This is a genomic window from Streptomyces sp. NPDC002580 (assembly GCF_042889485.1).
Taxonomy (GTDB): domain Bacteria; phylum Actinomycetota; class Actinomycetes; order Streptomycetales; family Streptomycetaceae; genus Streptomyces.
In genome coordinates this window covers 370,827-397,593 of record NZ_JBIAQZ010000004.1, presented here as the reverse complement: position 1 = coordinate 397,593, position 26,767 = coordinate 370,827, and the positions used below count along the sequence as shown (strand labels likewise).

Genomic DNA, 26,767 nt, shown 5'->3' with positions numbered 1-26,767 from the left:
CCATGGGAACGACCGGCACACCCACGAACATCACCCAGGGCTCCCGGACGAAGGGCGGCGTCGGGGAGTCGACGCTCCGCCCCGACGGCACCCTCAAGGTCACCGGAGAGTTCGCGTACTCCTCCGACATGTGGCACGAGGACATGCTGTGGGGCCAGATCTTGCGTTCCCCGGTCGCGCACGCCGAGATCGTGTCCATCGACACCTCCGAGGCCCTCGCGCAGCCCGGGGTGTACGCCGTCATGACCTACGACGACCTGCCCACCGACGTACGCAACTACGGCCTGGAGATCCAGGACACCCCGGTCCTCGCGCACGGCAAGGTGCGCCACCACGGCGAGCCGGTCGCCATCGTCGCCGCCGACCACCCGGAGACCGCGCGCCGCGCCGCGGCCAAGATCAAGGTCGAGTACCGGGAGCTGCCCGTCATCACGGACGAGGCGTCCGCGACCGCGCCGGGCGCGGTCCTGGTCCACGAGAACCGCGACGACCACCACATCGGGCACGTCCCGCACCCGAACATCGTGCACCGCCAGCCGATCGTCCGCGGCGACGCCGAAGAGGCCGCGAGGAAGGCCGACTTCGTCGTCCGGGGCGAGTACACCTTCGGGATGCAGGACCAGGCCTTCCTCGGCCCCGAGTCCGGCCTCGCCGTGCCCTCGGAGGACGGCGGCGTCGAGCTCTACATCGCCACCCAGTGGCTGCACTCCGACCTGCGCCAGATCGCCCCGGTGCTCGGACTGCCCGAGGACAAGGTCCGGATGACGCTCTCCGGCGTGGGCGGCGCGTTCGGCGGCCGCGAGGACCTGTCGATGCAGATCCACGCCTGTCTGCTCGCACTGCGCACCGGAAAGCCCGTCAAGATCGTCTACAACCGTTTCGAGTCCTTCTTCGGACACGTCCACCGCCACCCCGCCAAGCTCTCCTACGAGCACGGGGCCACCAAGGACGGCAGGTTGACCCACGTGAGGGCGCGCATCGTCCTCGACGGCGGCGCCTACGCGTCGGCCTCCCCGGCGGTCGTCGGCAACGCCTCCTCGCTCGGCGTCGGCCCGTACGTGGTCGACGACGTCGACATCGAGGCGATCGCGCTCTACACCAACAACCCGCCCTGCGGCGCCATGCGCGGCTTCGGCGCGGTCCAGGCGTGCTTCGCCTACGAGGCCCAGATGGACAAGCTCGCCGACGAGGTGGGCATGGACCGGGTCGCGTTCCGTCAGCTCAACGCGATGGAGCAGGGCTCGCTCCTGCCGACCGGGCAGCGCGTCGACTCACCCGCCCCGGTCGCCGAACTCCTGCGCCGCGTCAAGGCGATGCCGCTCCCGCCCGAGCAGCAGTGGCTCACCGCCGGCGAGGAGGCCGACGTGCGGCAGTTGCCCGGCGGCCTCTCCAACACCACCCACGGAGAAGGCGTGGTCCGCGGCGTCGGGTACGCCGTCGGCATCAAGAACGTCGGCTTCTCCGAAGGCTTCGACGACTACTCGACCGCCAGGGTCCGCGTGGAAGTGGTCGGCGGCGAACCGGTCGCCACCGTGCACACCGCGATGGCCGAGGTCGGCCAGGGCGGGGTCACCGTCCACGCGCAGATCGCCCGCACCGAGCTGGGCGTCGCGCAGGTGACCATCCAGCCGGCCGACACCCGGGTGGGCAGCGCCGGTTCGACGTCCGCCTCGCGTCAGACGTACGTCACCGGTGGCGCCGTCAGGAACTCCTGCGAGCTGGTCCGGGAGAAGGTCCTGGAACTCGGCCGGCGCAAGTTCGGTACCTACCACCCCGCTTGGGCCACCGCGGAGCTCCTCCTGGAGGGCGGCAAGGTCGTCACCGACGCGGGCGAGGTCCTCGCCGATCTCGCCGACGTGCTCGAAGGAGAGGCCGTCGAGATCGAGGCCGAGTGGCGCCACCGCCCCACCGAGGCCTTCGACCTGCGCACGGGGCAGGGCAACGGCCACGTCCAGTACTCCTTCGCCGCGCACCGCGCCGTCGTCGAGGTGGACACCGAACTCGGCCTGGTCAAGGTCATCGAACTGGCCTGCGCCCAGGACGTCGGCAAGGCGCTCAACCCGCTGTCCGTCATCGGCCAGATCCAGGGTGGTACCACCCAGGGACTGGGCATCGCGGTCATGGAGGAGATCATCGTCGACCCGAAGACCGCGAAGGTGCGCAACCCCTCCTTCACGGACTACCTGATCCCCACCATCCTCGACACGCCGACCATCCCCGTCGACGTGCTCGAACTCGCCGACGACCACGCCCCGTACGGGCTCCGCGGCGTCGGCGAGGCCCCGACCCTGTCGTCCACCCCGGCCGTCCTCGCGGCGATCCGGAACGCGACGGGACTGGAGCTCGACCGGACGCCGGTACGCCCCGAACACCTCACGGGCACCGCGTAGGCGCCGGCCGGATCGCTCCGGGCGGCGCGGGGAACGTCACCCTTCGCCGCGCGGCCCGGAACACCCGGTCGCCGCAGCGCCGAACACCCGGTCGCCGTACCGCTCACGGCCTCCGGAACCGGCGGAAGACGGCCGGCGACCGGCACGCACGTACAGCACCAGAGTCCTTCACGTCCGTCCCGGGCCGTCCCCCGGGCCGGACGGCCGAAGCACCCTTCCCAAATCCCGCAACCGCGAGCGCGGTCCACCAGCCGTCGAGACGGCTGAGCGGGTGCCCCTTTGAACCTTGGGAGCAGGCCCACATGACCCAGCAGTCACTGGAGCCGAAGACCACCGCGGCGGACGCGGACGCGGGCAGCCGCGTTCCGGCGGGACGGTCCTGGCTCGACCGGTACTTCCACATATCCCGGCGGGAGAGTTCGATCGCGCGCGAGGTGCGCGGCGGCGTCACCACCTTCATGGCGATGGCGTACATCCTGCTCCTCAATCCCCTCGTCCTGTCCGGCAAGGACGTGGTGGGGGACGTGCTCGGCCGGCAGGCGCTGATCACCGCGACCGCGTTCGCGGCGGCCCTCACCACCCTGCTCATGGGGTTCGTCGGCAAGGTGCCGCTCGCCCTCGCCGCCGGACTCTCGGTGTCCGGCGTGCTCTCCTCGCAGGTCGTCCCGCGGATGACCTGGCCGCAGGCCATGGGCATGTGCGTGATCTACGGCGTGGTCATCATGCTCCTGGTCGTCACCGGGCTACGAGAGATGGTCATGAACGCGATCCCGCCGGCGCTCAAACACGCCATCACGATGGGCATCGGCCTGTTCATCGCGCTGATCGGCCTGGTCAAAGCCGGTTTCGTGCACCAGGGCAAGGCGACCCCGGTCACCCTCGGCCCGGCCGGTGAACTCGCCGGCTGGCCGGTCCTGCTCTTCGCCGCCACCCTGTTGCTGATCTTCATGCTCCAGGCGCGCGGCGTGCCCGGCGCGATCCTCGTCGGCATCGTCTCCGGCACGGTCGTCTCGGTGGTCCTGAGCGCCGCCGGCGTCATCGCCCCCGGCCAATGGGCCGGCGGCGCTCCCGAACTGCACGGCGGCGTGGTGTCGATGCCGGACTTCTCGCTCTTCGGGAAGGTCGAGTTCGGCGGCTGGGGCCAGGTCGGCGCGATGACGGTCGGCATGATCGTCTTCACCCTCGTGCTCGCCGGGTTCTTCGACGCGATGGCCACCGTCATCGGCGTCGGCACCGAGGCCGGACTGGCCGACGCCCAGGGCCGGATGCCGGGACTGTCGAAGGCGCTGTTCGTCGACGGCGCGGGCGGTGCGGTCGGCGGGGTGGCCGGCGCCTCCGGGCAGACGGTCTTCGTCGAGTCGGCGACCGGCGTCGGCGAGGGCGCCCGCACGGGTCTCTCCGCCGTCGTCACCGGACTCCTCTTCGCGGCCTGCCTCTTCCTCACCCCGCTCACGGCCGTCGTCCCCGGCGAGGTCGCGGCGGCGGCGCTGGTGGTCATCGGCGCCATGATGATGACGAACGCGCGCCACGTCGACTGGGCCGACCGCGCCACGGCGATCCCGGTCTTCCTGACCGTGGTGATCATGCCGTTCACCTACTCGATCACCGCCGGTGTGGCGGCCGGCGTGATCGGTCATGTCGCCATCACGGTCGCCCGGGGCAAGGCGCGGGAGATCGGGGCCTTCATGTGGGGCCTGACGGTGGTCTTCCTCGTCTACTTCGCGCTCCATCCGATCGAGAGCTGGATGGGCGTCCACTGACGCCGGGTTCCTTCCGCACGACCGCTGTTCCGCCGTTCCGCCACGCAACCGCCGTCAAGGAGACCGAGAGATGCTGGACATCGCCGAAGAACTGCACCGGTGGGTCGAGCAGGGCCGCGACTTCGCCGTCGCCACCGTGGTGGCGGTCGGCGGGAGCGCGCCCCGCCAGCCCGGGGCCGCACTCGCCGTCGACACCGACGGCACGGTGATCGGCTCGGTCTCCGGCGGTTGCGTGGAAGGCGCGGTCTACGAACTGTGCGTACAGGCGCTGGAGGACGGCGGGACCGTCCTCGAACACTTCGGATACAACGACGACGACGCCTTCGCGGTCGGACTGACCTGCGGCGGCGTCATCGACATCCTGGTCACCCCGGTCCGCGCGCGGGACACCGCGCGCCGGGCGGTGCTCGCGACCGCGCTGACCGGCGCCGCGCGCGGCGAGGCGGCGGCGCTCGCGCGGATCGTGGGCGGGCCCGCCGACCTGATGGGCCGCGCCCTCGTCGTGCGCCCCGACGGCTCGTACGAGGGAGGCTTCGGCGCCCATCCCGAACTGGACCGGACGGTGGCCGGCGAGGCGGCGGCCCAACTGGACGCAGGCCGCACCGGAACCCTGGAGATCGGGGAGCAGGGCTCTCGTTGCGGAGTACCGCTCACGGTCCTGGTCGAGTCGTCGGTCCCGCCGCCGCGCATGATCGTCTTCGGGGCCATCGACTTCGCCTCGGCACTGGTCCGCATGGGCAAGTTCCTCGGCCACCGCGTCACGGTGTGCGACGCCCGCCCGGTCTTCGCCACGGCGGCCCGCTTCCCCGAAGCGGACGAGATCGTCGTGGAATGGCCGCACCGCTACCTGGAGCGCACGGAGGTCGACTCCCGCACCGTCCTGTGCGTCCTCACCCACGACGCCAAGTTCGACGTGCCGCTGCTCCGGCTCGCGCTGCGCCTCCCGGTCGCGTACGTCGGCGCCATGGGCTCCCGGCGCACCCACCTGGACCGCCAGGCGCGGTTGCGCGAAGTGGGCGTGACCGACCTGGAGCTGGCCCGCCTCAGGTCCCCGATCGGCCTCGACCTGGGCGCCCGCACCCCCGAGGAGACGGCCCTGTCGATCGCCTCGGAGATCGTGGCCCACCGGCGCGGAGGAAGCGGGGTCTCCCTGACGGGGGCCCACACGCCGATCCACCACGACCCGTCCTCGGCTCCGCCGCGACGGATCGGGTCGGTGGCCTGAGGGCTCCTTCTTCCGCGCGGTGTATTGACGCGAGCATGTCCCTCCGCGACCCTCCTGTGGGAGCGCTCCCGCAAGTCCTCCGTGACCGTGGCGAACCAGGAGTGGAACCCGTATGCGACGACGCACCTCCATCTGGTCGGCCGCTCTGTCCCTCGGGCTGGCCGCCCTCTTCGCCGTACCTCCGGCGCACGCCGCGGAGCCCGCGGGCCGCGGACGGTCCCTGTACGTGCCGGAGCCCAACCCGGCGGCGTACCGACAGGTCCTCTCGCTCGCCCGGGACGGCAGGTTCCGTGACGCGGCCGGGATCCTGACGATGGTGAACACCCCGCAGGCCGTGTGGTTCGGCGACCAGACGCCCGCGCAGGTGGAGCGACTGGTCCGCGACGTGGTGCGCGACGCGGGCCGTGAGGACGCCGTGCCCGCGCTGGCCCTGTACGACATCCCCGGCCGGGACTGCTCCAACTACTCGGCGGGCGGGGCGGCGGACACCGCGCAGTACAAGGCGTGGATCGACGCGGTGGCGCGGGGGATCGGGCGCGGCGAGGCGATCGTGACCCTCGAACCCGACGCCCTCGCCCTGCTGCCGTCCGACTGCGGCCAGGACGACGCGCAGGGTACGAAGACAGCCGCGCGGTACGCCGAGGTCAACTACGCGGTCGACACCCTGGAGCCGCTGTCCGGGACCCGCGTCTACCTCGACACCGGGCATCCCGGCTGGCACGCCGTCGGCTCGATCGTGCCGCGCCTGGTCGAAGGCGGGGTGGCACGGGCCTCCGGCTTCTACATCAACGCCTCGAACTACCACACCGACGACGCCAACTCCTGGTACGGGAAGCTGATTTCGTCCTGCCTGGCCTACGTCGACGGCGGCGGTGCCGTCGCCGAGTGCCCGAACCAGTGGTGGCCGCGGGCCGACGCCCAGGCCTGGCTCGACACGCATGTGCGGACTCCTCCGTCCCGGATGAAGCACTTCATCACGGACTCCAGCCGTAACGGTCAGGGGCCCTGGACACCGCCCGCGGGCAAGTACACCGACGCGCAGGACTGGTGCAACCCGCCGGACCGGGGTCTCGGCGCCCGCCCCACCCTGCGCACGGGTGACCCGCTCCAGGACGCCCGGCTCTGGATCAAGACCCCCGGTGAGTCCGACGGGCTCTGCCTGCGAGGGACGGCGGGCCCCGAGGACCCGGAGCGCGGCACGGCCGACCCGAAGGCGGGGGACTGGTTCCCGGAACAGGCCGTGGAACTGGTCCGGTTCGCCAATCCCCCCGTCCTGCCCGGGGATTGACGCGGACGGGAAGTCCGGGAGTCCGGGAGTCCGGAAAAGGGGAGCCCGGGTGTCCGGGTGTCGTGCGCGCGACATGCGCGAGTCGATCCGGCGCCCGGGCATCGTCCCGCCCGACGCGGAAACCCGTGATCGGGCGCGGGGGTTCAGCGAGCCGGGCTCCCGCGTCCGGACTCCCGTGCCCAGGGTTCCCGTGCCCCGTGCCCCGTGTCCGCGCGCCCAGGACGACGGGCTCTCACCCCCGTCGCAGCAACCCGTCCATCGCCCGCCCGAACATCCACCGGGCCGACCGTCCCAGCGGCCGGTCGGCCCGGCGGGGCAGCCCGCGTACGCTCAGGTCCTCCCGCCAGCTCACGCGCGAACCGCCGCCGTCCGCCGGGCGCACCTCGATCTCGGCCCAGCCCGTGACGAAGGTGCCGCGCTTGACCAGTCGGCACGTTCCCGGGCCCCCGTCGTGCGGCGGGCGCCACACGACGACCTCCATCGGGTCGTCGAACGCGAGGGGGCCGAACCCCGACCGCGCCACGAAGACCGTGCCCTCCCGCGTCGGCGGCGGGGTGCGCACGGTGACCCGGGTCAGCGGGACGACGTCCGCGTGCCGGGGCCAGTCGGTCATGCGTCGCCAGCTCTCGGCGACGGAGTGCCGGGACACGCGTTCCAGAACGAAGAGGACCACGGCAGGATCGTAGGCGCGCCGAGGCCGTGGAACGGAACGTGAACTCTTCCGCAACCGGATGAATTCGGGCGCCGCCGTCCTACCCTCGTTTCAAGGGGCGAGCAACGTCGCCGCCCTCAGGGGGAGTTGGTCGCCATGCCGCTGAAGGCGTACGGAGTACTGGTCGCACGGGCCGTCGACACCCGCCGGGAGGGTTCCCTCGACACCCCGCACCACCAGATCCGTCTGACGGACGACCGGGGGACGGACTACCGCGTGGCCGTCAACGTGAAGTCGCAGGAGCGGCCGTCCGAACTGCTCTATCTGCTCGACGACGACTTCCGGCACCCGGTCACCGCGCGCCTGGAGGGCCTGGCCCCCGGCTGGAACGAGCTGCCTGGGGGGCCCGGCGGCCCGAACCTCGACTTCGTGCGCGGCAACCTCTTCGATCCGGCGCGGCTGCGCACGCTGCCGCCGGACGTGGAGGGCCCCGACAACGACCTGTCCGACCTGCTCGACCACTACGTACGCCGTGCCGTCGCCGGCCAGGGGGCCACGCTGTACGTCTTCGGCGAGCGCTGGGGCCCGGAACCCGCCGTCCGGGACAAGGTCTTCGGCTTCCTGCCCGGAAACGGTGTGCACGACATCCACATGAACCAGGGCAACAGCGCCCGCTTCCAGCGCGACGACGGGATCTGGCAGGACGGCGGGCTGCTGATCCACTTCCCGGCACAGGCGCGCTGGGTCGGCGTCTTCCTCGCCTTCCAGAGCCAGTCCTGGCACACGGACGACGTCACGGGACACTCCGTCGTCCCCGGCGACGGCGACGGCGACGGAGGGGGAGGGGGAGGCGGTCGTCCCGAGCCCGGCGGGCAGCCGGTGCGGATCGTCGCGGCGCTGGTCAACCCCAGGGGGCCGGCCCCCGAATCCGAGAACGTGACGCTCATCAACGCCTCGCCCGACCTCACCGGCTGGCACCTCGCCGACCGACTGGACCACAGGTGCCCGGTGCCGGACGGGCCACTGGCCGCGGGAGGGAGCCTGTCGGTGCCGCTGACCGGTGGCGTCCAGCTGGGCAACGGCGGTGGCCGGATCACCCTGCTGAACGCCGACGGTCTGAAGGTCCACGGCGTCTCCTACACCGCCGATCAGGCCCGACGCGAAGGCTGGACCGTCGTGTTCTGACGCGGGTACGCGGGACGCCGTCGCCGTCCCGCGCCGTCCCGCCCACCACCGGCCGGGGGATCGCGACTCCCGGCAGCCCTTCCCGCCGAGATCCGCTGTCCGCTCGGCTGTCGCACAACTCCTTTGTGAAATAAGGGCGTTGATGGCGAGTCCCGTGTCGGCGCCGTCCCGGGCCGGCAGGTTACGCTGCGGCCGATCGTGATCCACCGATCGCACGAGATGCCGCACCTCGACTGGTGACCCACCCGCGACAGGAGCCCACGTGCCGGAACAGCCCTTCGTCATCGATCCCACCGGCGCCGACATCCACGGGGAGGCCGAGCGGTTACGCGGCCAGAGCCGCACCCCGCGGGACACGGCACCCGGGCCCGCCGCCGCCCTCGTCGAACTCCCGGGCGGGATAGCGGCCTGGTTCCCGACCCGGTACGAGACGCTCAGGCGGCTCCTCGCCGACGACCGGGTCTCCAAGGATCCCAACCAGCACTGGCCCGCCTGGATCGACGGCGCCCACCGCGAGACCTGGGTCAGTCTCTGGGTCGGCGTCACCAACATGTTCACCGCGTACGGAACCAACCACCGCAGACTGCGCAAGCTGGTGGCCCCCGCCTTCACGAAGCGGCGCACGGACGCGCTCGGACCCCGGATCGAGGAGATCGCCGCCGAACTGCTCGACCGTATGGCCGAAGCCCCCGACGGCCGGGCCGACCTCAGGTCCGCCTACGCGCACCCGCTCCCGATGCGGGTGATCTGCGAGCTGTTCGGTCTCCCGGAGGACGAGCGGGCCGACATCGCCCGTCTCATCGAGACGAACATGGACACCACCCTCGGCCCCGAACAGGCCATGGCCACCTACCGGGAGATACACGAACTGCTCGCCCGGCTGGTCGAGTCGAAACGGGAGCGGCCGGGCGACGACATGACGACCGCGCTCATCGCCGCCCGCGACGAGGAAGGATCCCGGCTCACCGAGACCGAGTTGATCGACACACTCCTCCTCGTCATCGGCGCGGGCCACGAGACGACGGTGAACCTCATCGGCAACGCCGTCCACGCCCTGCTCGCCCACCCGGACCAACTCGCCCGCGTGACGGCCGGTGAGATCCCCTGGAGCGAGGTCATCGAGGAGACCCTGCGCTGGGCCCCCTCGATCGCCAACCTCCCGCTGCGGTACGCGGTCGAGGACATCAAGCTCCCGGACGGCACGCTGATCCCGCGCGGCGACGCCATCCTGGCGACCTACGCGGCGGCCGGCCGGGATCCGCTGCGCCACGGCGAGGACGCGTCCCGCTTCGACATCACCCGCGCCGACAAGGAACATCTCGCTTTCGGACACGGTGTCCACTACTGCGTCGGCGCCCCGTTGGCCCGGCTGGAGGCCTCCATCGCGCTCCCGGCCCTCTTCGAACGCTTCCCCACGCTGAGCGTCGACGCGTCGGACGGCCCGGCGCGCCTCGCGGAGTCGTTCATCGGCCACGGCTATCGGACGCTGCCCGTGCGCTGGAACTGATCACCGGGGCCAGTCATCCGCCGGGGAGCGGACCGGGCCCGGGACGGTCACTCGCCGGTGACCGGGCCCGGGCCCGCACCACGCGACCTCGACGTCCGGCTCCTACTCCGTGTAGAAGGTCGCGTCCGCCCTGGCGGCCGTCGTGTCGGCGGGCTGCGCGTAGAGCAGGTAGTCGTAGTGACGGACGTATCTGCCCGGGTAGTTGTACGACTCGAAGGACACGCCGGACGCGGTGTCGGCCAGACCGGACCTTCGGTAGAAGGCGGCGTCGTTCCTGAAGGCGGCGGTGCCGTCGTTCTTCTCCACCCACATCTCGAAGTTCTTGTGACGCAGGTAGTAGCCGGGGTGGTTCGCCGATTCCAGCGAGACGGTGCCGGTGCCCGCCAGCCCGGTCACGACGCGGAACTGCGAGTCGGCGAGAGCCGTGACGTTCGTGTCGATCCTGGCGCGGAACTCCCGGTGACGGACGTACCGGTCGGGGAAGTTGTACGAGGAGAGCCGGACCGGGGAGACGCCGTCCGCGACCGGGATGCCGAACGCGGGGGTGCCGTCGGCGTTCCAGTAGACCTTCTGCAGACGGGTGCGGCGGTTGGGGTCGTCGAGCGGGTCACCGACGATGTCCTTGTAGCTCCGGTCGTGGTAGACGAGGATGTCCGACCTGCCGTCCTCGGAGACGGTGAACGAGTTGTGGCCGGGCCCGTACTGCGAGGTCGCGGCACTGCTCCGGAACACGGGCTGCGAACCCTTGGTCCAGGAACCGGTGTCGAGCAGATCGGCGGAGGCGGACGCGGTGAGCATGCCCAGGCAGTAGTTGGCGTCGGTGGCGCTGGCCGAGTACGTCAGGAACACCTTTCCGCCGTGCTGGACGACCGCGGGACCTTCGTTGACCTTGTAACCGACCGTCTCCCAGGACAGCGTGGGCTGGGAGATCTCCACCGGAGTCCCGCTGATGGTCCAGGGGTTGGCCAACTTGGCGAGGTACAGGCTGGTGTTGTTGTCCTCGGCCGGATTGCGCTGCGCCCAGGCGAGATAGCGGACCCCGTTGACGACGAAGGTCGTCGCGTCCAGGGAGAAGGAGGAGACCGGGGTGGCGATCTGCCCCTTCTCCGTCCAGCTTCCGGTCAGCGGGTTCGCGGCGGAGCTCTCCAGCACGTACATCCGGATCGCCCAGACGTCACTGGTGGACCCGGCCGCGAAGTAGACGTACCACTTGCCGTCGATGAAGTGGATCTCCGGCGCCCAGATGTGCGCGCCCATCGCACCGCTCGCGTGCTGGGTCCAGATGGTGGTCTCCGGCGCGGTGGAGAGTCCCTGGAGGGTCGTGGCCCGGCGCAGCACGATCCTGTCGTACGTCGGGACGGTCGCGGTGAAGTAGTAGTAGCCGTCGGTGTGCCGGAAGATGTGCGGGTCGGCGCGCTGCGCGGCCACCGGGTTGGTGAAGGTCACCGCGGGGGAGGCGGGGGCGGCGGCGTGGGCGGGGGTGGAGCCGGCCAGCAGGGCCAGCGTGGCGAGGACCGCGGTCAGCAGGCGGCCGATGAGGCGTCGCATGGTCGTGGGTCTCCCGGTGTCAGACGGTGGGCTTGAACTGCCACTGCTGGCAGGCGTTGTCGAGCCAGGTCCACTGGCGCACGTCGACGCCGTCGCCGGTACCGCAGCCGGCCGCGTCGGCCACTTTGCCGCTGGCGGCGTTGGTGATCCGCACGAAGTCGCTTCCGGTGTAGATGAGCCTGAAACGCTGGCAGTTGTTGTTGAGCCAGCTCCACTGGCGCAGGTCGGCGCCGTCGGCGGCGGAGCAGTCGGCGGTGTCCAGGACCTTGCCGGTGGCGGCGTTCACCAGGCGGCTGGTGTCGTCGCCCTGGTCCTCGACACGCCACTTCTGGTTGGCGCCGCCGGTGCAGGTCCACTGGAAGACGTTCGTGCCGTCCGCGGAGTTCGAGCCCTCCACGTCGAGGCACTTGCCGCTGTTGCGGTTCACCACGGTGTACGCCGTCGGAGTCGTGGCCGTCTCCCCGGAGGGGCCCGCCAGCGTCGTGCCGGTGGCGACCGGTGTGCCGAACTCGGGCGTGCCGTCGGCGTTCCAGGTGAACTTCTGCGCCCGGGTCGTACGCCCGTTGCCGCAGCCGCCGCTCGCGGAACCGTTGGCGTGGTAGACGATCCAGTTCTCGGTGCCGTCGGGCGAGGTGAAGAACCCGTTGTGGCCGGGGCCGTAGACACCGGCCGCGTCATCGCGCTCGAAGACCGGGGTCTGCTTCTTGGTCCAGGAGGCCGGCTTGAGCGGATCGGTGCCGGTCAGTTCGAGCCGGCCCAGTTTGTAGTCGGCGGTCTGGCAGTAGCTGGCGGAGTACGTGAGGAAGGTCCGGCCGCCGTGGTACAGGGGCTCGGGCCCCTCGTTGACGGGGGCGCCGGAGGTCTCCCAGCTCAGTGTGGGGCTGGAGATGACGGTGAAGGCCGAACTGCTCAGCGTGTACGGATTGCTCATCGGCGCGATGACCAGGCTCTGCTTGCTGCCGCCGACCGAGCCGCTGCCCACCAGGTACAGCTTGCCGCCGTACCGGAGAACACTGGCGTCGATCAGCCAGCCGCCGGGGTCGAGGTTGGAGCCGGTGAGGGTGTTCTTGTACGTGTAGGGGCCCATCGGGTCGGAGCCCGCGCTCTGAAGGACGTGGGTGCGCTGGGTGTCGCAGCAGGCGGCCCCGCTCCGCGCTCCCGAGTAGTACAGGTACCACCTGCCGTCGACGAAGTGGATCTCCGGCGCCCAGAAGTTGGCGTCGCGGCCCGAGGCGGTGTCCGACCAGATCCGCACGCTGGGCGCGGTGGCGAGCCCGGCCAGCGTCGGCGACCTGCGCATCGTCAGTTCGTTGGTGAACGACGTCGTCACCAGGTAGTAGCTGCCGTTGTAGTACTCCAGCCAGGGATCCGCGCCCTTCTGGGACTTGACCGGATTGGTGTACGGCCGGCCAGCGGCCGCGGCCGCCGGTGCGGCCACCGGCGGGGAGAGGAACGTGGCGAGCAGCGCCGACAGCACTGCTCCCACGGCTAACAGGTGGCGGGTGCGGAACACGGGGGATCCCCTTTGGCGGATCGAAGTTCGAGATATCGGACGCCGTGCGGAGCTTCGACCAGAAGATAGGATTCCGGCAGGGACACGTCAACGCTTGGAGCGGTTTTCGTACCGGACGCCTCGCCGTACGCGACTGTCGGTGGGCGCGGGTGATCGGTGGGCGTCAGTGCTTGTCGGTGGCCGACTCCGGTGTCGCGCGGTGGCCGTGACGGCGTACGCCGGCCGTGCGGCCCACGAGCAGCGCCAGCGCGAGCAGCCGGCGCCATTCCAGCGTGGGCTGGACCGCGGGCACGCCCGGCCGCTTCTTCGGGACGCGGACGCGCAGCGCGCCCGGTTCGACGAGGCAGCGCACCGGCGTGGGCAGGATCATGGCCTCGCCGTCGATGCCGACCTCCAGCTCGTCGCTGTCGGAGTCGACGACCACCTCGAGCGCCGTGAGGACGGAGAGGCCGTGCGGGTCCGGGGAGAGCAGGAGGGCGGCGGCCTCGACCGCGCTGTCCACCTTGACGCCGAGGACACCGAGGATTCCCGAGTCGAGCCGCTCGCGGCGCCCCAGACCGGCCGGATCGTTCGTGCGGTAGGGGTTGTTGCTCACGAGGAGCGCCTGCGGGGCGTCGAGGGTCGTGTCGGCGGCCCGGGCGGTCAGCCGCGGTCCGCGCTGCCGGGTGAGCAGATCGGGGAGGAGTTCCAGGATGGTGCCGATCTTGTCGTCCCGGTAGGCGGGGTCCTGGACGACCGCCGCGTACGCGCCGAAGGAGGCGTTGTTGACGAAGGGGTGTCCCCCGGCGAAGCCGAGGTCCACCCGGAGTTCGACGCCGTTCGTCAGGGCGTCGAGGCAGGCGGCGGGGTCGTCGCGGTCGAGGCCGAGGTCCAGGGCGAAGTGGTTGCGGGTGCCGGCCGAGATCACCAGGAACGGCAGGCCGTGTTCGGCGGCCACGGCCGCGACGAGCGCCTGGGTCCCGTCGCCGCCGGCGACGCCGAGCAGATCGGCTCCGTCCGCGACCGCCTCCCGGGCCAGCTCGGTGACGTCCTGCTGGTGCTCCGGGTCGAGCAGCACGACGCGCGCGCCGAGCCGTTCGGCCTTCTCCACGAGGCCGAAGCGCTCCACCTTGCCGCCGCCGGACCGGGGGTTCATCAGGAGGAACGGCCGCCGCGGCGGTGGGGTGCGGAACTCCTTCATGGGCCGGGCCCGGCCACGGGCGCTCCGCAGTGCGTAGCGTCCGCTCCACACCGCGATGATCCACAGCACGGGGGACAGCAGCAGGGTCCACAGCAGGGTGACCGCCAGGACCACGATGACGGCGAGGGGCACCACGACCGCCAGCAGCCCCGCGATCCAGCGCACCGGGCCGCGCCGGGTCAGCGTCCACCACATGGCCGCCGCCGAGACCGCCATGCCGGCGAGCGCGGCCAGGAGCAGCAGGAACCCGCGTACGCCTCCGAAGACGAGCGGAACCGCCACGGCGAGTGCCGCCGCGAGCAGTGACACCCGCGCCGCCCATCGTTCGCGGGCCGGCGGCCCTGTGTCCGTAGCCATCGTTCCTCCACCGGTCGGTCCCTGGCGCGCCGCGGTCGCCGTACGACGGGCACCGCTCCACCGGTCACGCGAACCCGGCGTCCGTGGGGCGGACGCTCATGGCCGACGTGCCGAGGACGGCGTGTACGGGCCACGCTGTCACGAGCCGGGCGCCATCACCACGAGGCGACTCGCATCCCGGCCCGTTTCCTGGCTGCTGGTGCGCGGCGGGGCGTCGCCCTCCCTCGCTGGTCGGCCGCCCGGCGGTCCGTCCCGCCTTCCCCGCCCGGCCTGTTCCATGCCCGCCGTCCGGCGGTCCGTCCCGCCCTCGTGGTTCCGGTCAGCGGTCGGCGGCGTCCGCGCGTCGTGCCGACGGGCCGGGGCGGGTGCGTGCCTCCGGCGGGATCAGCGGGCCGTGCCCGGCGGCGCAGACGACGGCCGCGTGCACCGGCTCGCCGCAGTCCGCGTGGACGACGTCGAGGGGCGGGCCCTCGGGGTCCGCCGTGTAGCGGTCGCCCCACTGCTTGAGGGCGATCATGGCGGGCCACAGGTCCCAGCCCTTGCGGGTGAGCCGGTACTCGTACCGGGTGCGGCTGCCGGGCTCGCTGTACGGGACGGTCCCGAGGATCCCCGCCGCGACCAGCTTCCGCAGCCGGTCGGCCAGCACGCTCTCGGACAGTCCGACGTGCCGCCGGAAGTCGTCGAAGCGCCGGACGCCGTTCATGGCGTCCCGCAGGACCAGCATCGACCACTTCTCGCCGACCAGGTCGAGGGTCCGCCGGACCGTGCAGTTCTCGGTGCTTGTGTCGAGCCACGTCATGTGCCCCATCGTAGGCTGGCTGTGACATTGACAGCCAGGCGTCGGACTGGCTAGCTTCGAAAAGAAAAGTCTGATCACGAGGGACGGGGAGCGTCATGGGCAGGTCTCGCACGTACGACTGGGAGGACCCGGCCGTCTCCGCGGCCGCGGTCGGCGGGTACAGCGGCCTCGACTTCCTCCGGGAGATGCAGGCAGGACGCCTTCCCGCTCCGCCGGTCTCGGCGACCCTCGGCATGACCCTCGAAGAGGTGGAGCACGGACGCGTGGTCTTCGCTTTGGTGCCGGGGGAGGAGCACTACAACCCGATCGGGAGCGTCCACGGGGGCGTCTACGCCACCCTGCTCGACTCCGCGGCGGGCTGCGCGGTGCAGTCCGTGCTGCCCCGGGGCAGCGGCTACACCTCGCTCGACCTGAGCGTGAAGTTCCTGCGGCCGATCACCGTGGACACCGGCAAGGTCCGGGCGATCGGCACGGTCGTGAGCAGCGGCCGCCGGACGGCTCTCGCCCAGGCCGAGCTCTTCGACGCGGCGGACCGGCTGCTCGCCCACACGACCAGCAGCTGCCTGATCTTCCCCGTCTGAGAGCCGCTCAGGGGTGGTGGGTGCCGGGCGCCCACCGGGCCGACCGGCGGGCACCGGGCCGGCGCGGCCGTGCGGGAGCGTGAGACTGCCCCTGGACGCCGTTCCCTGCCTGACGGGCGCGGTGGGTCCCCGGCGCCGTCGTCGGCGCGGCCGTCGGGCTGCCGACCGACGTCCTCCTGGGACTGCTGACCGGGATCGCCGCCTTCTGTCGTACGTCTTCGGCACCAGCGTTCTCGTCACGGCCGTCAACGTCGTCGTGGGCCTCGTGAGCGGCTGACGGAGCCCGCGTTCCACTCGGCCCCCGCGCGCTTTCCCCCGGGACGCAGCAGGATGGGAGGGGCACCCGTCCGGTCCGCCGCCGACGGACACCTCCGCGTTCCGTTCCCTTCCGTTCCGTGAGGAGGCCGGCCCTTGGCCGAGCCACAGGCCGTGATCTCCCGACCGGCCGGCGCCACCGTGTTCCTCGTGGTCACGGTCACGCCGGGGCACGAGGAAACGGTCCGTGGGCTGCTGGAGGACGTCTCGGGACTGCGCCGCTCCGTCGCCTTCCGGGCGCCCGCCGCCGACCTCGGCTGCGTCGTCGGCGTCGGATCGGCGGTCTGGGACCGGTTGTTCGACGGACCCCGTCCCCAAGAGCTGCATCCGTTCGTGGAGCTGACGGGCGAGCGCCACCGGGCCCCGGCCACGCCGGGAGACCTCCTCTTCCACGTCAGGGCCCACCGGATGGACCTGTGTTTCGAACTGGCCCGGCTGATCGTCGAACGGCTGGACGGCGCGGTCACGGTGGTCGACGAGGTCCACGGGTTCAAGTACTTCGACGAGCGTGACCTGCTCGGGTTCGTCGACGGCAGCGAGAACCCCGAGGGGCGGCCCGCCTCCGAGGCCGTCGTCGTCGGAGACGAGGACCCCGCCTTCGCGGGCGGCAGTTACGTGATCGTCCAGAAGTACCTGCACGATCTGCGGGCGTGGAACGCGCTGCCGTCGCACGAGCAGGAGAGGGTCATCGGACGGACGAAACTGGCCAACGTCGAACTCCCCGACGACGTCAAACCGTCCGACTCCCACGTAGCGCTCAACACCATCACCGACGAGAACGGCGACGAGCTCAAGATCGTGCGCGAGAATATGCCGTTCGGCGCCCTGGGGGAGGGCGAGTTCGGCACCTTCTTCATCGGTTACGCCCGCACCCCCGAGGTGACCGAGCGGATGCTGCGGAACATGTTCCTCGGCGACGGCCCGGCCCCGCACGACCGCATCCTCGACTTCTCGACCGCCGTCACCGGATGCCTCTTCCACGTGCCGACCGTCGACTTCCTCGACGAGCTTCCCGCCGCTCCCGCCGCTCCGGGCGGGCCGCCGGCGGATCCGCCCGCCGCCTCCGGCGAGCCGGCGGCACGGGACGGGTCGCTGGGGATCGGCAGCCTCAAAGGAGCCTGAACATGACCACGCTCGACGGCACCGGCGCCGGTACCGGCAACCTGCACCGCGAACTCGCCCCCGTCACGCCGGCGGCCTGGACCGAGATCGAGGACGAGGCGCGCCGTACCTTCCGGCGCAACCTCGCCGGGCGGCGTGCCGTGGACGTCTCGGGTCCCGACGGCCCCGAACTCGCGGCCGTGGGGACGGGGCACCTGTCCGGCATCGACGGGCCGTCGCCCGGTGTCGCGGCCAGGCTGCGCCAGGTACAGCCCCTGGTCGAGCTGACGGTGCCGTTCCGGGTGAGCCGCACCGCCGTCGACGACGTCGACCGGGGCGCGAAGGACTCCGACTGGCAACCGGTCAAGGACGCCGCCCGCACCATGGCCTTCGCCGAGGACCAGACCGTCTTCAACGGGTACACGGCGGCGGGCGTCGACGGCCTTCGGGCCCGCACCTCCAACCCCGTGCTCCGGCTTCCCGCCGAGCCGCGCGACTTCCCGGACGCCGTCAGCCACGCCCTGAGCACGCTGCGGCTGGCAGGCGTGCAGGGTCCGTACGCGCTGCTGCTGGGCGCGGAGGCGTACACGGCGGTCAGCGAGACCTCCGACCACGGCTACCCCGTCGCCGCCCATCTCGGCCGGATGCTCGACGGCCGGCTGATCTGGGCGCCCGCCGTCGAGGGGGCCTTCCTGCTCACCACCCGGGGCGGCGACTACGAACTGCGGCTCGGTGAGGATCTCGCCATCGGCTACACGGCCCACGACTCGATCGGCATCGACCTGTACTTCCGCCAGACCCTGACGTTCCTGGTCCACACCGGCGAGGCCGTGGTGGCACTCGACCCGTGGACCGACGCGAACACGGGCACCGGCACCGGCGGGGGCCAGAGCCCCGCCTGACCGCACGAGGCGCGCGGGCCGTACGGGGCCTGCCGCAGCGGTTCCCCGCCGACGGGGCGGGCGTCGCGACACCGGCGGGACGGGCGTCGCCCCTCGCCCAGTGGCGTCGGCCCCGGTGACGTGGGGCGCGCGCTCGTACCGGCAGGTCGCGGGAGGCACCCGTATTGGCAGATCCCGCCAGGTCCCGCCCACGACCCCGGCCCGTCGTACGTTCGCGTCGAACGACCCGCGCCGTGCCCGGCAGATCCTGGCCGCCGTGTCGCCGTGTCGCCGTGGTCCGTGGTCCGCGGCCCGTGAGCCGCCGGTACGGCCACGGGTCGGAGCGCGGCCCGTCCGCGCCCGTGTTCCGTCCCCGTTCCACCCTCGTTCTCGGTGTCCGTCAACGCGCCCGTCAACGCGCCCTTCGCCTGGGCGAGTTCTCCTGCCCTCGGGGAAATCTCGCAGGTCAGCGCCGTCGAACCGTGGGGGCCCGCTCCGGTTGCGGAGCAATAGGCACCGCGAAATGGTGGAGAGGACTCATCGCCGCACCGGGAGCTGCCCATGTCGATGTCGTCCTACGGTTTCGGCGCGTCCGACCCCTTCCGGGACACGTCGGCTACGGCGAAGCCGGCCGGCTCACCGAGAAGGTCCGCAGACAGCCGTACGGCGTGGTCCTGTCCGACGAGGCGGAGAAGGGGCATCCCGACGTCTTCAGCACGCTGCTCCAGATCCTCGACGACGGGCGGCTCACGGCATCGCGGAGCTCCTGCTCGGCGGCGAGGCCGAACCCGGCGACACGATCGTCGCCGACGCGCGGGACGGCTCCGTCCACCGCACGGTGCGGAAGGGCGCCCGGGGCGAGAGCCCCGAAACGGGCCAGGGGAACGGGCGGGAGACCGGCGCCGGCGGGACGGTGAACGCGAACGACCGAGGGACGTAGGGCGAAGGACGGGACGGAGGACTCCTGACAGTGAAGGCGTACCCGGGCGCGTGAACGCCGGGGAGTCAGTTGAGGAGGCGGCGCATGACGCACCACAAGTCCAATCGGGCGGTCGAAGGCGACCCGGAGACCGGCCACGGCAGGGGCATGCCCCTGCGGGCCGACGACGACGCGCTCCAGGTGCGTACGGAGCGCGAGCGGAGGGAAGCCGGTCTGGTGCCCGGCTCGATGGAGGACCCCGAATCTCAGTACAGGAGCGCGCGCGACGAGATCGATCTGGACGTTCGCGCCGGGCGGATCCCCACAGGCAATGTCACCCGCCGGTCCCGGGACCCCTTTCCCCCCTCCCGCTACGAGGGCTGAGTTCCCCTCGAAGCGCGCGAGTTCCCTGTAAGGGGTCTTCCGAACGGGACCTCCCCGTACAGGAGTCGAGGGACAGGAGCCGAGGCGGGCCGAGGTACAGGAGTCCAGGTACAGGAGTCGGGTTCAGCCTTCCGGCCGGAGGGCTGAACCCGTAGTGCCGGGCGGCGCGTTCACGGCGGAGCCGCCCGCGACATCCACGCAAATCGATGCACCATCCGGTCAAATAGCGATGAAATGTGATGTATGGAATCGTGGGCCGTCAGAGCCCAGGACACCTCTCGATGTCCTGCGAGTGAGGGAGGTCCCATGTCCTCGAAGCGACGCCGGAAGAAGAAGGGTCGCCGCAAGCACGCCGCGAACCACGGGAAACGACCCCAGTCCTAGGCCCGGTGACACTCTTGAACGCATCCCAGGACGGCAGGAGGGGCGGGAACCCACGTGGGGCCCGACCTCCCGGGGCGAACCGGAGTTCAAGCCGTACCGTCACCCCGCCGCCGGCTGGGGTGCGGCCAAGAGTGTGAGCCGCTGGAACGGGCCTGCCGTGCCTGGGCCGGACCGATAAGGACCACCAGTGCGGCGGCCTCCAGAGCACCTCGGCCGAGGGCTCGATGAGCATGGTCCACCTGTCCGTCGGCATGAAGCGCCCCGCCTCGAAGCACCCGCTGTCCGAGCCCGCCGTCATCGCGGGCACGGCGCGCGCCGTGCTTCCGGACAGCGACACCCCGTGGGAGTGGTACACCGAGGACTACGACCGGATCCGGGACGCGATGGCCCAGGTCCTCGACGGTTTCGAGGGCGGCGACCGCCGGGTCCGTCTGCCGCTCGGCTTCCGCATCGAGCAGCCCGCCCGTGAACCGGTCTTCCGCACCCCCACGGGCCAGGCCGAGTCCTCGTCGGCGCCGCTGCCCGACGTGATTCCCGCTCCGGCACCCTGGCACTGGGCACCAGGCGGTCCCACGACCAGGGGAACACGACGGTCCACTCGGACAACGACCGCTACCGGGGCGTCAAGAACCCGCGCACCCTCGTCTTCGTGAACGAGGACGAGCGTGCGCGAACGCGGCATCTCCGAGTTCGATCCCGTCGAGACCGTCAGCACCGCCGAGGACGGCAGCCACCGCGCCCTCGACGGCTGCCTGGCCGTCCCGTACAACATCCCGCGGGCTGCGCGGCCGGCTGCATGCCGGAGACGGACGTGCTGTGCGCGATCGGCGACCACAGCCTCCAGGGCGACCAGCCGCTGATGAAGCACCTCAAGGTCACCATCACAGCGGCGAGTTGAACCCACCGGCACCCCCGTCGGCGGTGCCCGGACGGGGAGCGCCTGCCGTTCGTCGAAGACATGCCGCAGAGGACGTACGGGCCGGTCCGGAACCCGTTGGCGCATCGCGGCGAGCATTGCTAACCTTCCGGAGGCCGTGCGAGAGAACGAGGAGGTGGTACCCGTGAACGTATTCACATGGGTGCTCTCCTCCGGAGTCACGGTCGGGCGATAGGTCGTCCGGGAGCGCCGTTCAACAGCACTCCCGAAAGGCACGACCATGCGTTTCACTTCTGAACAACGCCTCGATGACACCATTCTCGAGCGCGAGTTCATCCTCGGCGAGACCCTCGATGAGATCCCCGGCATCCTGTGGACGCCCGGATCGGCGTCCGCGTCCGCGCCGACGCCGCTCATCCTGCTCGGCCACCCCCCGCTCGGACTGCGCAAGATGTACCCCCGCCTCGTGGGGCGGGCCCGGCAGGCCGTGGCGGACGGCTTCGCCGCGGCCACCATCGAGCTCCCCGGGAGCGGTGACCGGCCCCGGCTGGCCGCCGTCGACCAGGCCCGCGCGGACCTGCGCCGGGCCATGGAAGCCGGTGAGCCGGTCGGCGACGAGATCGTCGACGCCCTCGTCCTCCCGCTGGTCGAACAGGCGGTTCCGGAGTGGCGGGCCGCCCTGGACGCCCTCCTCGCGCTGCCCGGGATCGGCGGCCCGGTCGGCTACTCGGGCGGAGTGATCTCCATCGGGACCCGGCTGGCGGTGGTCGAGCCGCGTGTCACGGCCGCCGTTCTGTTCGCCGGCAGTCTCGTCCCGCGCGCCGTCTTCGAGGAGGCCCGCCAGGTCACCATTCCCCTGCACGTCCTGTTGCAGTGGGACGACGAAGGGAACGACCGGCAGGCTGCCCTCGACCTGTTCGACGCCTTCGGCTCCAAGGAGAAGACGCTGCAGGCCAACATGGGCGGGCACACCGGCGTCCCGCAGTTCGCGGGGGACGACGCGGCCCGCTTCCTCACCCGGCACCTGAGCTAGCCACCGATCGCCGCCGCCGTCAGGACGGCGGCGGACGGTGAACCGTGGCGGCCGGGACGCCGCCCGCCGAGCGTAGGTCCCGGCTCGCCTCGGTCCACCTCGTCACGGCCCCCGGCCGACTCGTCACGGGCCCCCGCCGACCGGGCGGGGACCCGTGACGTCCGAGGTTGTGGACGGTTCGACTGGACGCCAACTCCCCTACAGGGGCGGACAGTTCAAGCCGCCACGGACCTCGGAGAGGTCGACGCCACGACGGGGCAGGTGCATCCACCCCTCGACCGCGGCCATCGCCCGCTCGTGATCGGTGACCGGGACCTCGGTCAGACCCCGCGCGACGGCCCGTGCGACGACCGCCGAGATCAGGGCGTCCAGGTCGTGGTCGCTGGCCACGCAACGCCCACGGACCCCGTCGGAGAGGTCGAGGCCCAGACCGGCCTCGAGGCCGTCGAGGATCCGGGACCGCGCGGCCGTGGCGTCCTTGCCCTTGTAGGTGACCTCAGGAGCGAGTCCCCACTGCGTCAGGGCGAACGCCGGGTACACCTCGGCGACCGACCCGGAGCCGTCGCGCGGCACGGCCGGACCACCCTCGGCCAACCGGGCCAGCAGCCCGACCGCACGGATGGCGACGACACCGAGCTTGTCGGTCGACACCGACAGGGGACGTTGCCTGCCCGCCCCCGTGCGCTTCCACGCCACGTCATCGGTCAGCCGGTGAGTGAAGGTGTTGCCGAGTCCGGGACGTCCGTCGGCGCACGCGGCATGGTGGGCGAGCGCGGGCGGTTCGACGCCGTTCCGGTGCGCGGCGAGCAGGGCGGTGAAGGCGACGGGCCAGCCCAGGGGCGCGTCCAGTCCGGTCTTCTCCGCGCTCCGCATCGCCGCCAGGAGATCGTCGTCGTGCCTGGCCGGGAGAAGTTCGACCGCGGGCCGTCGGCCCCACGTCACGCGGCAGACGCCCGTGGTTCCCGTACGTCCGGCCAGGTCGACGCCCACCGTCACCATCGCCCCCTCGTCCACCGCGTCTCCGCCGTGCTCCGTCATGGGGTTCACCCGCATGTGCGCCTCCGCTCGTGTCCCCATAGGGAAGCAGGTCGAGCCGGAGGTCCTGCGGCGTGGTGCCGACCGTCCGGTGGCGGGGGACTGGAACTCATCCGGTGCCTGAGGGGATGATCGGGTCCCATGGGATCTCGGGGACGCTGGGGGACACGCGCCGTCATCGCCTTGTGCGTGGCGGCCGCCGTGTGGCTGCTGGTTACGGCGGTGCGTGACGGCTGGGGTGTCGCCGACCCGGTGGCGAGTGTCCTCGGCTCGACGGCGGGACTGGTCGCCCTGGTCGTCTCCTTACGAGCGGTCCCGGGCGCACCGTCGGCCGCGACCACGCGTCCGGCGCGGCCCGAGGTGCCGGAGTGGTGGGTGGACCGGGACGAATCGGCCGCCGTCGTCAAGGCGGTCCGCAGACGCGCAGGGCGCTGGGGGAGCAGCGCTCCGGTGGCGCTCACCGCCGGGTTGCACGGCGCCGGGGGGTTCGGCAAGACCAGTCTGGCGAGGTACGTGGCCGCCCAGCGTTCGGTGCAGCGCCGGTTCCCGGGCGGCGTTCACCTGATCACCATGGGCCGGGAGGTGCGCGGACGGGCGGCCATCGCCGCGAAGGTCGCGGAGGAGACCCGCCTGATCACCGGCGACACGAGCGGGAGCGGTTCGGACCCCGAGCGGGCCGGAGCGCGTCTCGGTACGCTCCTGGCCGGGCGGCCCCGGACCCTGCTGATCATCGACGACGTCTGGGAGCGCGAGCAGCTCACCCCGTTCCTGAGGGGGGCCGAGCGGTCCTGCGTCCGGCTGGTGACCACGCGCAGGGCCGATGTGCTCCCGGCCGCGGCGGTGCGGATCGAGGTCGACCGTATGACGGTGGAACAGGCCCGGCTCCTGCTCACCCACCGTCTGCCCGCCCCGCCGCGGCGCGAGGTGGTGGACGAACTGGTCGAGGCGACGGGACGCTGGGCGTTGCTGCTGGGCATCGCGAACAAGTTCCTCGCCGATCAGACGGCCACGGGAGCCGACCCCACCACAGCGGCCGGAACGCTCCTGCTGCGACTGCGCGCCGACGGCCCCGCAGTCCAGGACCCCGGCGGCACCCTCGACCTGAACAACCCCGACCGGCGCAACACCGCCGTACGGGCCAGCATCCGCGCCGCCTCGACACTCCTCGCGCACGACCAGGCCGAGCAGCGCTTCAACGAACTCGGGGTCTTCGCCGAGGACGAGAGCGTGCCCATCCACCTGGTGGTGACGCTGTGGCAGGCCACCGGCGGCCTCGACGAGACCGCCACCCGCGCCCTGTGCAAGCAGATGGCCGACCTGTCGCTGCTCGGCATCGAGACCACGGTGACCGGCGGAGCCGTCACCGTCCACGACGTCGTCCGCGACTACCTGCGCATGGAACTGGGTCCCGCGGGGCTGAGCACCGCGAACGCCGCTCTGCTCGACGCCGTCGAGGCCTCCCTGCCCGCGGCGGAGGACGGAGCGGCGCCCTGGTGGCGGGTCACGGCCGGCTACCTGCTGGACCATCTCATCGAGCACTTCCTCGACGCCCGCCGTTCCGCGCAGGCGCTCACCCTCGCGGAGGACTTCCGGTGGGTCCGCATCCGCCTGCACCAGCGCGGCCCCACCGCCCCCTGGCGCGATCTCGACCGCCTGGGAGCTCCGGCCCGACCCCTCGCCCGCCAACTGGCCCAAGCCGCCCACCTGCTCACCCCCACCACCCCGCCGCACGCCCTCGACGCGGTCCTGCGCAGCCGCGTCACCGGCGCCCCGCACTGGCCCGCCCTACCGCTTCCCCCCGGCACTCCCGCTCTCGTCGACCGCTGGCCTCCGCCGGACCTGCCCGACCCCGCGCTGATGCGCACGCTGACCGGTCACCGCGGGCCGGTGCACGCGGTGGCGTGCAGCCCGGACGGCGCCCGCGTGGCCACGGGGAGCCGCGACACGACGGTACGGATATGGAGTTCCGCCACCGGGGAAGCCCTGCACACGCTGACCGGTCACCAGGGGCCCGTACGCGCTGTGGCCTTCAGTCCTGACGGCCGTCTGCTGGCCACCGGCGGCCGTGACGCGACCGTACGGATCTGGGACGCGGCCACCGGCCGGGCCATGCGTACCGCGCGGGGGCACGACGGGCCCGTTCTCGCCGTGACGTTCAGCCAGGACGGCTCGCTCCTGGCCACCGGCAGCAGCGACACGACGGTGCGGATCTGGGATCCGGCGACCGGCGAGACACTGCACACGGCGCCCGGTCACGGGGGGCTCGTCTCCGCGGTGGCGTTCAGTCCCGACGGCTCGCTGCTGGCCGGCGGCGGTGCGGACGCGACCGCACGGATCTGGAGCGTCCCGCCTCTCGGCCAGGGCCGCGGGCCGGGAGACGGGCCCGCCACGCCTGTCGGGGCGCCGCGCGTGCTGACCGGCCATCGCGGGCCGGTGCGCGCTCTGGCGTTCACCCCTGACGGGTCCCGCCTGCTGACCTGCAGCAATGACCGCACGCTGCGGATCTGGGGGCCCGGTGGAGAGGAGGTCGTGCACGAACTGTCCGGCGTGGTGCGGGCCGCGGGCTTCAGCCCCGACGGCTCCCGCCTCGCCACCGGCAGCCATGTCGCGGAGGTGCGGATCTGGGACACCGTCACCGGCCGGACGGTCAGCGCCCTGACCGGACATCGCGGGGCGGTGCTCACGGTGGCCTTCGGCCCGGACGGCGCTCGCCTCGTCACCGGCGGAAACGACCGCATCGCCCTGGCGTGGGACCCGACGTCCAGCGGCACACCGGTACCGCCGACCGGCCGCACCGACCAGTTGTACGCGGTCGTCCCCAGCCCGGACGGCTCCTGCGTCGCCACCAGCAGCCGCGACACCGTCGTGCCGATCTGGGACCCCGTCACCGGCGAGATCACCCGCACCCTGCGCGGACACCGGGGAGCCGTGCTCGCGGTGGCGTTCAGCCCGGACGGCACCCGGCTGGCGACCAGCAGCAGCGACAGGACGCTGCGGTTGTGGGACATGGCCACCGGGGGGACCGTACGCACCCTGCGGGGACGCACCGACCAGCTCGACGCGCTGGCGTTCAGCCCGGACGGCACCCGGCTGGCCACCGGCAGCAGAGACGCGACGGTACGGCTCTGGGACCCCTCCACCGGCGCCATGCTCCGCACCCTGAACGGTCACCGCGGCCCGGTGGGTTCGGTGGCTTTCAGCCCCGACGGCACCTTCCTGGCCACCGCCAGCCACGACGCGACGGTGCGGCTCTGGGACCCCTCCACCGGCGACCTGGTGCGCACGCTGGCCGGCCACACCGGTCAGGTGCACGCGGTGGCGTTCAGCCCGGACGGCACCCGCCTGGCCGCCGGCGGCGGCGATACGACGGTGCGGCTCTGGGACCCGTCCACCGGAACGCTGGTGCGCCGGGTGAACGGTCACCGCGGTCCGGTGCGGGCGGTGGCCTTCAGCCCCGACGGCTCCTGTCTCGCCACCGGTGGCACGGACGAGACCGTACGGATCCACGCCCCGTCGACCGGCGAGGTCCTGACCATGATGCGCACCGACAGCGCCGTGTGGTCGTGCTCCTGGTCCGCGGACGGCCAAACGCTGTTCGCCGGGACGACGGCGGGGTTGTTCGCCTTCGCGTACATGCCTGCCTGACGCGACGCGAGCTCGGCCGGGCCGGTCCGGCCGCTCGGCCCGGCTCGGGCGAGAGGGGACCGACCGTCACAAGCCGCGTCCGTCCGGAGGGAGTTCGTCGGCGGCGTGCCGAATCCCGGACTCTCCGCGGACGGCCCTCGCCGGGGGCGGTGGAAGCGGTGAGCGGCTCCGCGTGAGGCGTCACAAGGATGAGGCCGGTCTGCACAGC

The 26,767-nt window shown here is 72.1% G+C and carries 19 protein-coding genes and 2 pseudogenes; 15 read left to right on the top strand and 6 right to left on the bottom strand.

Annotated features, from left to right (window positions below; all coding sequences use genetic code 11):
- Nucleotides 1–2: 2 nt before the first annotated feature.
- From ACFYW7_RS15835 to ACFYW7_RS15820, 4 genes are all read left to right on the top strand, one after another.
- A complete protein-coding gene (locus ACFYW7_RS15835) occupies nucleotides 3–2,390 on the top strand; it encodes a xanthine dehydrogenase family protein molybdopterin-binding subunit (protein WP_389502322.1) in 2,388 nt (795 codons plus the stop codon).
- Nucleotides 2,391–2,692: 302 nt separating this feature from the next.
- Complete coding sequence (locus ACFYW7_RS15830) at nucleotides 2,693–4,150, top strand: NCS2 family permease (RefSeq protein WP_389502320.1); 1,458 nt, start codon at nucleotides 2,693–2,695, stop codon at nucleotides 4,148–4,150.
- Nucleotides 4,151–4,220: 70 nt separating this feature from the next.
- Entirely contained in the window at nucleotides 4,221–5,375 is a 1,155-nt protein-coding gene (locus tag ACFYW7_RS15825; protein ID WP_389502318.1) for an XdhC family protein, read from the top strand.
- Nucleotides 5,376–5,487: 112 nt separating this feature from the next.
- Nucleotides 5,488–6,663: a glycoside hydrolase family 6 protein gene (locus ACFYW7_RS15820; protein ID WP_389502316.1), complete on the top strand. Its 1,176-nt coding sequence runs from the start codon at nucleotides 5,488–5,490 to the stop codon at nucleotides 6,661–6,663.
- A gap of 232 nt (nucleotides 6,664–6,895) precedes the next feature.
- On the opposite strand, the gene ACFYW7_RS15815 is transcribed toward ACFYW7_RS15820, so the two are convergent.
- Nucleotides 6,896–7,336 carry an SRPBCC family protein gene (locus ACFYW7_RS15815; RefSeq protein ID WP_389502315.1) on the bottom strand — a complete coding sequence of 147 codons (441 nt, stop codon included), beginning with the start codon at nucleotides 7,334–7,336 and terminating at the stop codon, nucleotides 6,896–6,898.
- A 135-nt stretch (nucleotides 7,337–7,471) separates the two neighbouring features.
- Between ACFYW7_RS15815 and ACFYW7_RS15810 the strand changes: the two genes are divergently transcribed.
- A complete protein-coding gene (locus ACFYW7_RS15810; RefSeq protein ID WP_389502313.1) occupies nucleotides 7,472–8,500 on the top strand; it encodes a DUF2278 family protein in 1,029 nt (342 codons plus the stop codon).
- A 262-nt stretch (nucleotides 8,501–8,762) separates the two neighbouring features.
- Nucleotides 8,763–10,007: a cytochrome P450 gene (locus ACFYW7_RS15805; RefSeq protein WP_389502311.1), complete on the top strand. Its 1,245-nt coding sequence runs from the start codon at nucleotides 8,763–8,765 to the stop codon at nucleotides 10,005–10,007.
- Nucleotides 10,008–10,109: 102 nt separating this feature from the next.
- Here ACFYW7_RS15805 and ACFYW7_RS15800 read toward each other — a convergent pair whose 3' ends face one another.
- The 4 genes from ACFYW7_RS15800 to ACFYW7_RS15785 form a co-directional block, all read right to left on the bottom strand.
- Nucleotides 10,110–11,555, bottom strand: a complete 1,446-nt coding sequence (locus ACFYW7_RS15800; RefSeq protein ID WP_389502309.1) for a family 43 glycosylhydrolase — start codon at nucleotides 11,553–11,555, stop codon at nucleotides 10,110–10,112.
- A gap of 19 nt (nucleotides 11,556–11,574) precedes the next feature.
- On the bottom strand, nucleotides 11,575–13,041 hold the full coding sequence (locus ACFYW7_RS15795; RefSeq protein WP_389502307.1) for a family 43 glycosylhydrolase: 1,467 nt from the start codon (nucleotides 13,039–13,041) through the stop codon (nucleotides 11,575–11,577).
- Between the two features lie 190 nt (nucleotides 13,042–13,231).
- Entirely contained in the window at nucleotides 13,232–14,605 is a 1,374-nt protein-coding gene (locus ACFYW7_RS15790) for a diacylglycerol/lipid kinase family protein (protein WP_389502305.1), read from the bottom strand.
- A 319-nt stretch (nucleotides 14,606–14,924) separates the two neighbouring features.
- The gene (locus tag ACFYW7_RS15785) at nucleotides 14,925–15,404 is read right to left on the bottom strand and encodes a winged helix-turn-helix transcriptional regulator (RefSeq protein ID WP_389502302.1); all 480 of its coding nucleotides are present in this window, start codon (nucleotides 15,402–15,404) and stop codon (nucleotides 14,925–14,927) included.
- 95 nt (nucleotides 15,405–15,499) lie between these two features.
- Here ACFYW7_RS15785 and ACFYW7_RS15780 point away from each other — a divergent pair, with 95 nt between their 5' ends.
- From ACFYW7_RS15780 to ACFYW7_RS15745, 8 genes and pseudogenes are all read left to right on the top strand, one after another.
- Nucleotides 15,500–15,985: a PaaI family thioesterase gene (locus tag ACFYW7_RS15780; protein ID WP_389502300.1), complete on the top strand. Its 486-nt coding sequence runs from the start codon at nucleotides 15,500–15,502 to the stop codon at nucleotides 15,983–15,985.
- A 411-nt stretch (nucleotides 15,986–16,396) separates the two neighbouring features.
- On the top strand, nucleotides 16,397–17,422 hold the full coding sequence (locus ACFYW7_RS15775) for a Dyp-type peroxidase (protein ID WP_389502298.1): 1,026 nt from the start codon (nucleotides 16,397–16,399) through the stop codon (nucleotides 17,420–17,422).
- Between the two features lie 2 nt (nucleotides 17,423–17,424).
- Nucleotides 17,425–18,303 carry a family 1 encapsulin nanocompartment shell protein gene (locus ACFYW7_RS15770; RefSeq protein WP_389502295.1) on the top strand — a complete coding sequence of 293 codons (879 nt, stop codon included), beginning with the start codon at nucleotides 17,425–17,427 and terminating at the stop codon, nucleotides 18,301–18,303.
- 563 nt (nucleotides 18,304–18,866) lie between these two features.
- Nucleotides 18,867–19,034: pseudogene (locus tag ACFYW7_RS15765) on the top strand (AAA family ATPase); the annotation flags it as partial.
- A gap of 272 nt (nucleotides 19,035–19,306) precedes the next feature.
- Complete coding sequence (locus ACFYW7_RS15760; RefSeq protein ID WP_389502293.1) at nucleotides 19,307–19,585, top strand: hypothetical protein; 279 nt, start codon at nucleotides 19,307–19,309, stop codon at nucleotides 19,583–19,585.
- Nucleotides 19,586–19,891: 306 nt separating this feature from the next.
- The gene (locus tag ACFYW7_RS15755; RefSeq protein ID WP_373296929.1) at nucleotides 19,892–19,969 is read left to right on the top strand and encodes a 50S ribosomal protein bL37; all 78 of its coding nucleotides are present in this window, start codon (nucleotides 19,892–19,894) and stop codon (nucleotides 19,967–19,969) included.
- A 152-nt stretch (nucleotides 19,970–20,121) separates the two neighbouring features.
- Nucleotides 20,122–20,867 (top strand): annotated as a pseudogene (locus tag ACFYW7_RS15750) (formate dehydrogenase); the annotation flags it as partial.
- A gap of 259 nt (nucleotides 20,868–21,126) precedes the next feature.
- The gene (locus ACFYW7_RS15745) at nucleotides 21,127–21,879 is read left to right on the top strand and encodes an alpha/beta hydrolase (protein ID WP_389502291.1); all 753 of its coding nucleotides are present in this window, start codon (nucleotides 21,127–21,129) and stop codon (nucleotides 21,877–21,879) included.
- 198 nt (nucleotides 21,880–22,077) lie between these two features.
- Here the strand turns inward: ACFYW7_RS15745 and ACFYW7_RS15740 are convergent, their stop codons facing one another.
- Nucleotides 22,078–22,917, bottom strand: a complete 840-nt coding sequence (locus ACFYW7_RS15740; protein WP_389502289.1) for a DUF429 domain-containing protein — start codon at nucleotides 22,915–22,917, stop codon at nucleotides 22,078–22,080.
- Nucleotides 22,918–23,055: 138 nt separating this feature from the next.
- Here ACFYW7_RS15740 and ACFYW7_RS15735 point away from each other — a divergent pair, with 138 nt between their 5' ends.
- Complete coding sequence (locus ACFYW7_RS15735) at nucleotides 23,056–26,559, top strand: NB-ARC domain-containing protein (protein ID WP_389502287.1); 3,504 nt, start codon at nucleotides 23,056–23,058, stop codon at nucleotides 26,557–26,559.
- The last annotated feature ends 208 nt before the right edge of the window (nucleotides 26,560–26,767 follow it).